The following is a 14,594-nucleotide window of genomic DNA, read 5'->3' as shown; positions in this document are numbered from 1 at the left end:
GGAGGAGAATCGTTTGACGATTTATAATATTAACTTTGGTATTGGTTGGGCCAGCAGTGGTGTCGAATATGCACAAAGTTATCGTGCGAAGTTACTACGTAGTGGTAAGCAAGCAGCGAAGTTTATCTTTCTGGACTTTATTCAGAATGAGAACATTCAAACATTAACGAGTAATCTTGGATTTAAAGATAAAGAGATTATCTGGCTATATCAACACTTTACAAATATTAAAATAGCACCTACGAGTTATACAGTACAAAATATTGTAGATACTTTAACAGATGAAGTCACGCGTGTTGAAGAGAACGGTAAAGTAAAACGTCTGTTCTTTAAGAATGACCAGACATTTGTAACGTGCTATTTAAAAGAAGCGGGAACAGATATTGTCGACCGAGCTGAATTTGTATCAAACGGCATGCTCATTCGTAAAGATTTCTACTCATATGTACGTATACTTTCTGAGTTTTATGCACCGCATGATAATAAAGCGAAAGCTTATATGCGTCAGTTCTATAATGAAGACGGTACTGTTGCGTATGAAGAATACTTAGATGAAGAGAAAGAAAGTATCTTTATGATTGATCACACACCACTTTACGGAAAACGTGCATTTGTAGCGTATTTCTTAAAGTCATTAAAGCTTACTAAAGATGATATCCTCATCATAGATCGCTCAACGAATATCGGCCAGACCGTACTTGAGAATAAAGGTGACAGTAAAGTCGGGGTTGTCGTGCATGCAGAGCATTTCAGTAAAAATGCGGTGACAGATGATACGATATTATGGAATAACTATTATGAATATCAATTTGCACAAGCTGATGCTGTTGACTTCTTTATTACAGCTACTGATAGACAAAATGAAATATTAAGTGCACAGTTTAAACAATATACTAAACACACACCACGTATTCGTACGATACCAGTCGGTGCACTGGATAAACTAACGAAACCGAAATCAAAGCGACGTCCCTATTCAGTGGTTTCAGCATCAAGACTTGCTAACGAGAAACATATCGACTGGCTAACACGTGCTGTTATAAAAGCGAAAAAAGAGCTCCCTGAACTTACATTTGATATATATGGTGAAGGTGGAGAGAAACAAAAGATTCAGCAGATTATAGAAGAACATCATGCATCTGACTATATTCAGATGAAAGGACATGTCGATTTAACAGATATTTATAAAAACTATGAACTGTTCTTATCAGCATCTCAAAGTGAAGGATTTGGTTTGTCTTTACTTGAAGCAATCGGCTCAGGACTTGGAATGATTGGCTTTGATGTCAACTATGGAAATCCAACATTTATTAAAGATGGTGAGAACGGTATTCTGATACCAGATAAATTAACGGAAGCATCGATAGAAGTATTGACGGATCATATCGCTGAAGCGATTGTTAAATTCTATCAATTAGATTTAAAGCAGGTAGAGAAAGCGTCATACAGTATTGCAGAACCATTTAAGAAACAACATGTGAAACAACGTTGGCTAGATTTGATTGAAGAGGTGAAGAAATGATTACATTATTCGAAGACTTTAGTTTAGAAAGTGCAGCATTGTATCAATCGCTGAAACTGGCCGGTAATGAAACACCTACAATCGTTATGGAAGATGACGGCTTTCTACCTGATGACATCATTACACCTTATCAATACTTTGCGAAATATCAACCGACGCCTCAGGACAAACCTAAATATTTTAATGCAGTCCCTATTCCGAAGTTCTGGGAAATTGAAGGGAACAATGAAAGTGCATCAGTAAATGATAATGGGAAGACGCGTGCCCGTATTCAGTACAAACGTAACTTTATGTCACGCATCGTACAAAACGTGGAATGGTTATCTGAAGACGGTAAAGTACGTGCAATCGACCATTACACGAAACATGGGATTAAATATGCCCAAACCGTGAAAGATAGTACAGAAAAAAGCATCTTTAAGCTTTACTTTGATCAATCTGGACATATTATTATTTATGAAAACTACGTGACAGGCAATATTACATTAACATGGAACGATAAAGAGCAAATATTCAACAACAAACACGAATTCGTAGCGTATTTTATCGATCAGCTTGAAGTTGATGCATCTAAGATTATCTTTAATTCACTCGCAAGACCACTGATGGTAATCTATAACAGAAAACAACCGACGCAAGGATATCTGTTCTGGCAGGAACACGTACAGAATGAATTGCCAGGCAATATGAAGACGATATTAGCATCGCAAGGAGAGCGTGAGTTTAAAGTCGTTGTACCTAATCCGATAGAACACGCACGCATTACAACGATGGCTGATAAAGCAGCGCGACATAAAGTAGTGAAGTCAGGTTACTTATATCAATATCACCGTAAGAATCAGTATAGTAAACAAGTAATGAATGTTACGAATTCTGATCAGTTACCGAATATCGAGCGCATAGTTGAACAAAGTCCGGACTATACATTCCATATTGCAGCGATTACTGAAATGTCATCAGTACTTATGGGACTTGGGAAATATCGTAATGTGAAACTCTATCCATCAGCTGAAATGAAAGCGATTCGAAGATTGTATGAAATAGCGGATGTATATTTAGATATTAATAGAGGAAATGAAATATTAAATGCCGTAAGAAGCGCATATGATTATGACATGCTGATTATGGGATATAGAGAAATAGCACACAATAAGAGCTTTACATCGAGTGAACTACTCTTTGGAGAAACAGAAGTTGATAAATTAATTCAGCACATCCATCTGACGAAGAAAGAGAAAGAACAATTGCTTAAGAAACAGAAAGCACAGGCGAATGAAATAGATAAACAACGATTTAATGAAGCGTTGGATATTATTTAATAACAAATTAATAGCGTTGAAAAGAATCCCTGACAAAGCAATAGCTTTTGTCTGGGATTTTTTTGTCGAAATAATAAAACCCACTTGTGTATGCAAATGTAAAATAATAAAAATAACAGAAATTATAAAATGATATAAAATAACAAAATTAACTTTTAAAAATAATACGTTAAAACCATATTAAATCTTAAATTAAATCTTAAAAAATAAAGTGGACATAAAAAAAAAAATTGTCTCTTTTTAAAAGATTATAACTTGTTATACTTGATAAAGTATAGTAGTTTGATAAAAATTGTTAACTACAAATATATTCTATGGAGGATATCATGAAGAAAAAACCAAACAATAGTCGCCTTGATTTTATGCCAAATACGTTGAACAAGTATTCAATCAGAAAGTTTACGGTAGGAACATCGTCAATTTTAATTGGATCATTATTATTCGCAGCAAATCCTATGGATGCGCAAGCTGAAGAAACACAAACAACAGAACAGGCTACAACAGAATCATCGGCAGCACAAGTCTCTACGACAGAAACGGTAACGACAGAAGCACCGACAACAGAAGCAGCAGTGGCAACACCAGCAGCGGAAACAACAACGACTGAGACAACTACAGAAGCGCCAACAACTGAAGCGCCAACAACTGAAACAAAAACAACAGAATCAGTAACTACAGAAGCACCAACAACTGAAACAAAAACAACAGAATCAGTAACGACAGAAGCGCCAACAACTGAAACAAAAACAACAGAATCAGTAACATCAGAAGCGCCAACAGCTGAAACAAAAACAACAGAAGCAGTAACGACAGAAGTACCAGCTACAACTACTACAACAGAAGCGCCAGCTTCAACTACTTCAACTGGGGAAACAACTCAATCAGCAGTTGCGCCAACAACTGAATCAGTAACTGCGAAAACTGCTGAGTTAAATACATTAGAAACAAAAGAAGAGAAAGAACAAGCGTTATCAACTTATTACGCTGAGAACACAGGTGTATCTCAAGAACAAGCAACTGCAGCAATTCAATCTTTAAATTTAGATTATTCAAAACTTACAGATGAAGATATTATGGCAGCGATGCTTCAAGCGATTGCAAATGAGCAAGATACTAATCAAACTGAAGCAACGCCGGTAGCAACTACAAGTAATTCATCAATGATGCGTTCTATTACATTAGGTAATCTGGATACATCTACATTTAATACGTTGAAGGGTACGACACAAAACGTAAATTCGCTTATTACGGTGGATAATATTACGCTTACTGAGAAAGGTGGCGGAGCACCAGGAGCAGTTTTTGTTACTACGGCAGGACATTTAGAGTTCGCCTCTAACTTTACAATAGATAATGCTATTGAAAAGGGTGACTACTTCACAGTCGATTTTGGTTCGGTGAAACCAGGTGCATATGCAATATATGACGGTAGTAGAACAGTACCGGACTTAGAGGATGCAGCAGGGAACACAGTAGCTACAGGAACATACAATGCAGCAACAAATCAAGCGACATATACTTTTACGGATTATGTTGATAATTATACAAATGTAGGTGCAGGATTTATTATCCCAACATCACCAGATTCAAATGTCATTACGCAAGATAAACAAGCATATAACGTAACCGTTAAAGTAGCGAATACAAGTTATACGGATAGTGTTGTATTTGATTACGGTAACAAAGCAGATTTAAATGTAATAACTCAAGCTGGAAGTTATCAAGATTCCGCTCTTAACCAACATCTTGTAACATATTTTAATAGTACAGACCGTATATATATGGGAACGGGTAAGCTTACGATTGACCCAAATGGTTTGACATCGACAGGAGCAGCAGGAGTAAAAGTATATGCAGTAAATAACACATATGAAGCAACCTCTCTAGTCGATACATTCAGACCTGACTATACAAATACTACGTACTTCACACCTGTAACGATCCCTACAGTAGTGAATGCGGATGGTACTGTAACGTTAGATTTCACAAATAAGTTATCTAATGGTCAAACATATGTGATCGATTCTGCATTTAAAGCAGACCCAACGTATACAGGAACAAAAACAATAGCAACGACGTTTAATGGACAAAATAGTAACTTCCAAGCTGTTACCGTTGGGCCTCATACAGTAAGCTATTCATCAACTGAAGCATCATCTTCAGCATCAGGGTCACCAGCGATATATAAAATTGGAAATTACGTATGGGAAGATACGAATAAAGATGGGATTCAAAATGAAACAGGAACTGGTATTGCTAATGTTCCAGTAACGTTAAAAAATAATGCTACTGGAACGACAACTACTGTTTATACGCAGGCAGATGGTTCTTATGAGTTTACGGAATTAGCAAATGGTACTTATACTGTTACATTTGGTACACCAGATGGCTACACTGCAACGTTAACTGGTCAAGGAACGACTGAAACGGATTCTAACGGTACATCGACAACCGTTACAATTAATAATGCAGATGACTCAACAATTGATTCAGGATTCTACAAAACAGTTGTTACACCTCCTGCTCCGAATACGTATACAATAGGAGATACCGTGTGGGTGGATACGAATGCAGATGGTATTCAGAACGAAACTGGAACAGGAGTTCCAGGAGTGCAAGTATTATTAAAAGATGCGAACGGTAGAACAATTAATAATACAATTACAGACAATAGCGGTAAGTATGGTTTTTATGATTTAGCAGAAGGTACTTATACTGTTGAATTTATTGCACCTACGGGTTATTCATTAACAACAACAGGAGCAGGAACAGATCGTGCCGCAGATTCTAACGGTTTAACTACAACAGTAAACTTAACCGGAGATAATACATCAATTGATTTAGGTTTAGTTGCTACGCCAGTAACAACCGCTCCTGAATATGAAATCACTGTAGACGATGTTGCATATGAAATTATCGTAAGAGAAAATACAGCTTTACCTGAAAATACGATTTCATTAGTACAACAAGGTCAAGATGGACGTGAACGCGTATTATATAGAATTAATCCTGATGCAGATCCGTCAACAATCACACCAGATAATTTTGAACAGTTCTACGGCCAGTACTATGAAGTAGTATCAAGACAACCGATTTACGATGCACAAGATGCAATTATTGAATATAATTTACCGAACCCTGTTTCAAACATCGTTCAAAATCCGGATGGTTCATATACAGTAACGTATGTAGATGGAACAACTGAAATATTACCAGGACAAAATCCAACGCAACCAACACCATTAACGATTGTTAACTCTTACATTAATAATGAAGGTAACACAGTTATCGAATTTAGTGATGGTTCAGAAGTGATTGTACCAAAAGGTGAAGATGGTACTGACGGAGCACCAGGAACACCTGGAGCGGATGGTCAATCACCAACAGCGACAGTGACTGATAATGGAGATGGCACACATACAATTACTATTACAAATCCAGACGGTACTACGACTTCAACAGTAATAAATGATGGAGCAGATGGGCAAGATGGTATTGATGGTCAATCGCCAACAGCGACAGTAACTGACAACGGAGATGGAACGCACACAGTAACGATCACAAATCCAGACGGAACAACAACAACTACGATCATTAAAGATGGAGTAGATGGAACTGACGGAATCGATGGTGTAGATGGTCAATCACCAACAGCGACAGTAACTGATAATGGAGACGGAACACATACAATCACAATCGTAAATCCAGATGGCACTACGACTTCAACAGTAGTAACAGACGGTGTGGATGGAAAATCGCCAACAGCGACAGTAACTGACAACGGAGATGGAACGCACACAGTAACGATCACAAATCCAGACGGAACAACAACAACTACAATCATTAAAGATGGCGTAGATGGAACTGACGGAATCGATGGTGTAGATGGTCAATCACCAACAGCGACAGTAACAGATAACGGAGATGGCACACATACGATCACAATCGTAAACCCGGATGGATCAGTAACAACAACAATCGTTAAAGATGGAGCAGATGGAAAATCGCCAACAGCATCAGTGACAGACAACGGAGATGGCACACATACGATCACAATCGTAAATCCAGATGGCACGACAACGACAACAACTGTTAAAGATGGCGTAGATGGAACAGACGGTATCGATGGAAAATCACCAACAGCGACAGTGACTGATAATGGAGACGGCACACATACGATCACAATCGTAAATCCAGATGGATCAGTAACAACAACAATCGTTAAAGATGGAGCAGATGGAAAATCACCAACAGCATCAGTAACTGACAACGGAGATGGGACTTATACAATCACAATCGTAAATCCGGATGGTACAACAACGACATCAACTGTCAGAGATGGTAAAGATGGTTCGTCAGTAACAGCAGAAACAGTACCAGGCACAGATGCAAATGGTAACACTGGATCATGGGTATATGTTTACACAGTAAATCCAGATGGAACAAAAGGTGAAATCATCTCTCAAACATTCATTAGAGATGGAATTAATGGAACTAACGGAATTGATGGTAAAGACGGAATTGACGGTAAAGATGGTCAAGACGGTAAATCTATCTCAGTAGAAGTTATTGATATTCGTGACGCTAACGGTAACATTATCGGTCAGGAAATTATCTTCCGTGATGCAGCTACAGGTACTGAATTAGACCGTGGTCAAGTATTCAACGGAAAAGATGGTATTGATGGTAAAACACCAACAATTGAAACTTCTAACGTACTTGATAAAGATGGTAACATCATCGGTGTCCATGTCATCGTTAAAGATGGTAACGGTAATATTGTCGGAGATCATGTAATCTATAATGGAGCAGACGGTAAAGACGGTATTAACGGAACTAATGGAACTGACGGTAAAGATGGTGTTGACGGTAAAACTCCGACAATCGAATCTACTAATATCTATGACAAAGATGGTAACATCATCGGTGTTCATATCATCATTAAAGATGGTAATGGTAATGTTGTAGGTGACCATAATGTATTCAATGGTACTGATGGTGTCGATGGTACAAACGGAACAAATGGTATCGACGGCAAAGACGGAAAATCTGTAACTGTAGAAGTAATTGACATCCGTGATGCAAATGGTAACATTATCGGTCAGGAAATTATCTTCCGCGATGCTGTAACTGGTGTTGAAATTGACCGTGGTCAAGTATTTAACGGTAAGAACGGTATCGACGGCAAAGATGGTATTGATGGTAAAACACCAACAATTGAAACATCTAACGTTTTAGATAAAGATGGTAACATCGTTGGCGTACACATCATTGTTAAAGATGGAGACGGTAAAATTGTGGGAGATCACGTAATTTACAATGGTACTGACGGTAAAGATGGTATCAACGGTAAAGACGGTAAATCACCAACAATCGAATCTACAAACATTTACGATAAAGATGGTAATGTAATCGGTGTACACATCATCATTAAAGATGGTAACGGAAACGTTACTGGTGACCACTATGTTTACAACGGTACTGACGGCAAGAATGGTACTGATGGTAAAGATGGTGTCAACGGAACAGATGGTACTAACGGTACTGGCAATGTAATCATCAATAACAACAATAATAATGTAAACAATAACAACAATGTAAATAACAACGTGAATATCATAAGCATCATCATCAATAAAGATGGCGATACTATCATCAACTATAGTAATGGAACGTCAACGACAATCCATACTGGTGATTCAGGTAAATCAGTAACGAATGTAACGATCGATAAGAAAGGTGACATCATTGTTAAATACAGTGACGGCACAACAGAAGTTATCGGTAACGTTTCAACTTTACCTAGTAAAGATGGTACAAACGGAACTAACGGTAAAGATGGTAAAGGTATTGTATCTACAATCATCGACAAAAACGGTCACTTAATCATCACTTACACAGATGGAACGACTACAGACTTAGGTAAAGTAACTGGTCAAGACGGTAAAACAATTACAAACACAATCGTCAATGATAAAGGTGAATTAATTGTAATTTACAATAACGGTACTTTAGATAACTTAGGTGTTGTAACAGGACCAAAAGGTGCAGATGGTAAAGACGGTAAATCAGCTTACCAAATCTGGTTAGATCAAGGTAACAAAGGATCAATCAATGACTTCTTAGAATCATTAAAAGGTCAAAACGGTCAAGATGGTAAGAACTGTGCTTGTGATAAAGTTGTTGTTGGAATCGATAAGAATGCTAACGGTGACTTAGTAATTAAATATATTGATGGCAGCACTCAAATCATTAAAAATGATGCTAATAAACCAGCTGATAATACTAATAACAATCCAGGAGTAAATAACAACACTCCAGGAACAAATAACAACACAAACAATAACAGCAATACTGGCACTGGTAATAATACGAATAAACCAGGTATTAAAGATGTGCAGGTTGACCACGATGGTAATATTATTGTTACAACAAACGATAATAATACAATTCAAGCGGGTAAAGTAAGTCGCGGAGAAGTTAAAGTGGATGAAAACGGACAAAATATTAAAGAAATCGTAAATGTATATGTAGATAAAAACGATGATTTAATGGTTGTTCATAACGACTACACAGCTGATAATGTTGGTAAAATCCGCAATAGTGTAACACCAGTGACGACTTTACCTGATACAGGTGAAGCTGATGCTGGAGCAGCAGGTGCTGCAGCAATTGCTGGATTAGGAGCATTGTTCTTATACAGAAGCCGTAGAAGAGTTTACTAATTTACAGAAATAAATAACGCATACTTTCAACAAATTAATTGATAGATATTAAAGACTACTTATTTTCGACAAACTGTCGGAAATAAGTAGTTTTTTTCGTCCATTAAATTTAATAATAATCATTAAAATAAAAAATATATAAAAAATTGTTATATCTATATAACTTGAAAAATAGAATCTGATAATTTATCAGAAGATACTTGTATATACTATAAGTAAATAAGAATACAATAAATTTATAAAAAAAATCATTCCTATTTGATAATAACAATTAGAAATAAATGTAAAATTTATGAAGATAATATAAATAATAAATTAATAAAATCGTGCTATAATAACTAATATTAATCAATCTACTTTAAAAGTAGATAATATTTGGAGGAAACACATGAAAAAACACGACTTTTTGCCGAACAAATTGAATAAGTATTCGATTCGTAAATTTACGGTAGGTACAGCATCAATTTTAGTGGGATCTTTAATCTTTCTAGGCAATAGTGCTGAAGCAGCAGAAGATAGTAAGACGGAAACACCAACTACAGAAACGCCAACAACAGAAGGATCAACAGAAACAGTTACAACTGAAGCACCAACAACTGAGCATGTTACATCAGAATCTGTATTACCTGAGAAAGCAGTAAATCTTGAATTTAATGCTGATAATACTGAACTGACAGTCTTTGCGACAGCAGGACAAGTTGTTGAATTGACATTAGCAGATGGGACAGTTGAAAAGACTGTTGTTGATACAGATGGAACATTTACTTTCCATCGTTTAGCTGTTAAGAGTGGAGAAGTTGTAAAAGTTGTAACGGTAGATGGCGAACATAAAAGTGAAGCTGTAGAAGTTTCAGCAAATACAGTTGAAGTGACGATAGAAGCACCTACAACAGAAGCGGTGACAACTAAATCTGTAACAACAGAAGAAGTTACGTCAGAAACTGCATCAACTGAGACACCTACAACAGAAGAAAAAACGACTGAGAGTGCTACTACAGAAGCCCCTTCTACTGAAAATACAATTTCTGAAGATACAACGACGGAAGTACCAACGACAGAAAATGTGACAACGGAAACGTCGAATAGTGATGTTGTTACAGTTGAAGAAACAGTTACTCCAAATATTGATATAGAAGCAACGGCAACAGCAGTAAATACTGCAAGTACAGTAGCAGAAAAAGAACAAACTTTAACTGAAAGTTTACAAGCATCAGGTGTATCAGAAGCAGTAGCTGAAGAGACAGTTTCTAACTTGAGTTTAGATAATACAGATGTATCACAAGAAGCATTATTTGCAGCATTATTGAATGCGGTTGCTACAGATCAAGATGCAAACACACCAGTTGCAACACCGGTAACATTGACTACGAATACATCGATGATGAGAAGTATCACTTTAGGTAATATGGAAGTGATGAACACACTTGCTTCTTCAAGTACGAATAATTTAGTGACTATCAATTCAGCTATTATTACAGATGCAGGGTATGATAATCCGTTACAAGAAGATAATGACAATGTTATAAAACCACATAGTGCAGAACCGATTAAGTACAATGCTAATTTTTTAATAGATAACTCGGCAAAAAGTGGAGATACTTTTAATCTTTCTTTCAGTGATAACCTTACACCTTCTGATTTAACTCCAGATAATTATGTTGTCTCACCTATATTAGATGCTAGTGGTCAAGTTGTTGCAAACGGTATTTATAATCATCAAAATAAAACTATCACATATACATTTACGGATTATGTAGATACTTATGAAAATGTAACTGCTAACGTTTCGCTCAGTGGATATATAGATAAAAGTGTAGTACAAAACAACTCGACACAAACTCTTGCAATTGATTTAGATGGAGAAATTACTCAGTTTACAGGTCAGGTTGAATATGGTAATCCTATAGGCTCGCCATCTTCAAATATAGAATCGATATATACACATTTAGATGAAGTGAATCATACAATTGAGCAGGTATTCTATATAAACCCGTTGAATAATGTAGCAAATAACACAATTGTAAATATTTATGGTGCTAGAAAAGATGCCAATGGGAACTTGCTTCAAGAAGGAAGCCCTTATATAGATGAAACTACTCAGATTGAAATTTATTCTGCAGGTAATACAGTTAATCTACCTGAGAGTATGTACATAAATGACTACAATCAGTATACAGATGTTACATCTTCATTTTACGGTAAATATAAAACTTATGGTAGTGATCAGGTAGAACTTGATTTTGGCAATATAAATAGTGCATTTATTATAAGAATAGTTTCACAATATGATCCAAATTCTGTATTACCGATTTTACAAGGAGCTTCAATGATATCAGAATCTCCTTTAGATAATATGATTTATACTGTTGAAACGAGTAACAATATTGATCGAGTTAATCAATCGAATAGTGGTGATGGAACAACCACAACTTATAAAATAGGAGATTATGTATGGGAAGATACAAATAAAGATGGCATTCAAGAGAGCACGGAAACAGGTATTGCTGATGTTTTAGTGACATTACAGTATCCTGATGGTACTCAAAAGTCTGTAAGAACAGATAGTACTGGGCATTATGAATTTACTGGACTAATTGACGGAGAGACTTACAATGTAACATTTGAAACACCTACAGGATATACTGCAACAAATACAACTGAGGGAACAACAGAATCAACAGGTTCAAACCCAGATTTAAATACGATAACAATTAATGGAGCAGACAATTTAACAATCGATAAAGGCTACATTTCTAATGCGGCATCAGAACCAACATACTCTCTAGGTAATTTCACTTGGTTTGATATGAATAATAACGGATTACAAGATGATTTGTCTCCAGATGATATAAATGGTGATGGACAATTTAACGATGTAACACCATATGAAGGCGTTATAGTACGCATTTATGATGCTGCAACAAATTTACCAGTTAAGAATCAGTTTGATGAAGATATGGTGGTCATTTCTGACGCGAATGGTCACTATCAGTTTGATGGCTTAAAGAATGGTGATTATATCGTTGAATTTGAAGTGCCGGAAATTCCAGGGATGATTAAAGGGCAAGACAATCATGATGCAGGTACAAATGATGAGATTGATTCAGATGGTGTAAGAGAAGGAACGACGAATATTTTCAGAACAACTGCAACAATAAATAATGCAGATAACATGACGGTAGATATGGCAGTAGCACCGGAAGTTTATAATGTTGGAGATCGTATTTGGAATGATACAGATAAAGATGGTATCCAGGATGCAACTGAAAAAAATTATACTGGTACAGTTACTGTTAAGCTTGTTGATGTTAATGGTAATCCTGTGACTCATTTTGATGGAACACCGGTAGAAAATATTATGACTACTGATGGAACATATGAATTTACTAATATTATTCCAGGTGATTATAAAGTTATATTTGAATTACCTGCAGGAATAACTATTTCTCCTAATGATACGACTACTGATGAAGTTGATTCGGATGGTATTTTAGTAGATACTAATACTCCTAACATCGTTGAAGCACCTGTAAGTGTAGTTGATCACGATGTTCAGACTGTGGATTTAGGAGTTGTACTACCTGAACCAACATACACTTTAGGTGATAAAGTATTTGAAGACATGAATCATGATGGTATTCAGGACACAAATGAACCAGGTATTCCGGGCGTTACGGTGACACTAACGAAACCGGATGGTACGACAGTTACAACTACTACCGATAATAATGGTAATTATTCATTTACTGAGTTACCAACGGGCAATTATACTGTGACTTTCGATACACCAGCAACTTATGTTCCTGTCACACCAAATCAAGGCGCAGATGACTTTAAAGACTCAGATCCGACACCGAATAGAACAAATACGCAAAGCACAGTTACAGTAAACTTAACAGATAATAATCCTACAATTGATGCAGGATTTGAAAAAGCAATATATAAAATCGGAGACCACGTATGGCAGGATAACAATAATAATGATATCCAGGATGCGGGCGATACAGGTATCGCAGGTGTGACAGTGACACTAAAAGATGCGACAGGCAAAGTGATCGCAACGCAGACAACAGATGCGAACGGTAATTATCTGTTTGAAGGACTGTCAAACGGAGACTACACAGTAGAATTTGGCACACCGGCAGATACGAAACTAGTACCTGTGAAAGAGCATGTAGGTACATCAGATGTAGATTCAGATCTATCAGTCGTACCAGTAACAATCAATAATGGAGATAATCTGACGATCGACCGAGGATTCGAAGTACCACCGGTACCATCACCGACATATAAAATCGGAGACCGTGTATGGCAGGATAACAATAATAATGACATCCAGGATGCGGGAGATACAGGTATCGCAGGCGTAACGGTGACACTGAAAGATGCGACAGGCAAAGTGATCGCAACGCAGTCAACAGATGCGAACGGTAACTATCTGTTTGAAGGGTTATTGAATGGTGATTACACAGTAGAATTTGGCACACCAGCAGATACGAAACTAGTACCTGTGAAAGAGCATGTAGGTACATCAGATGTAGATTCAGATCTATCAGTAGTACCAGTAACAATCAATAACGGAGATAATCTGACGATCGACCGAGGATTCGAAGTACCACCGGTACCATCACCGACATATAAAATCGGAGACCGCGTATGGCAGGATAACAATAATAATGATATCCAGGATGCGGGAGATACAAGAATCGCAGGCGTGACGGTGACACTGAAAGATGCGACAGGCAAAGTGATCGCAACGCAGACAACAGATGCGAACGGTAACTATCTGTTTGAATGGTTATTGAATGGTGATTACACAGTAGAATTTGGCACACCAGCAGATACGAAACTAGTACCTGTAAAAGAGCATGTAGGTACATCAGATGTAGATTCAGATCTATCAGTAGTACCAGTAACAATCAATAACGGAGATAATCTGACGATCGACCGAGGATTCGAAGTACCACCGGTACCATCACCGACATATAAAATCGGAGACCGCGTATGGCAGGATAACAATAATAATGA

4 protein-coding genes are annotated in these 14,594 nt (G+C 36.9%); all 4 read left to right on the top strand.

Going from position 1 to position 14,594, the window contains the following annotated elements; genetic code table 11:
- Positions 1-13: 13 nt before the first annotated feature.
- On the top strand, positions 14-1,522 hold the full coding sequence (gene gtfA / locus BFS35_RS13275; protein ID WP_099577374.1) for an accessory Sec system glycosyltransferase GtfA: 1,509 nt from the start codon (positions 14-16) through the stop codon (positions 1,520-1,522).
- A complete protein-coding gene (gene gtfB / locus BFS35_RS13270) occupies positions 1,519-2,841 on the top strand; it encodes an accessory Sec system glycosylation chaperone GtfB (protein WP_099577376.1) in 1,323 nt (440 codons plus the stop codon). The genes gtfA and gtfB overlap by 4 nt, the downstream gene beginning before the upstream one ends.
- Positions 2,842-3,167: 326 nt before the next feature.
- Positions 3,168-9,566 carry a collagen-flanked surface repeat-containing protein gene (locus BFS35_RS13265; RefSeq protein ID WP_158554334.1) on the top strand — a complete coding sequence of 2,133 codons (6,399 nt, stop codon included), beginning with the start codon at positions 3,168-3,170 and terminating at the stop codon, positions 9,564-9,566.
- A 388-nt stretch (positions 9,567-9,954) separates the two neighbouring features.
- Positions 9,955-14,594: SdrD B-like domain-containing protein (locus tag BFS35_RS13260; RefSeq protein ID WP_117946061.1), on the top strand; the 4,640-nt coding region annotated here is incomplete at its 3' end.

The sequence above is a fragment of the Macrococcoides goetzii genome (assembly GCF_002742385.2).
Lineage (GTDB): Bacteria > Bacillota > Bacilli > Staphylococcales > Staphylococcaceae > Macrococcoides > Macrococcoides goetzii.
This window is presented reverse-complemented; position numbering and strand designations above follow the sequence as displayed.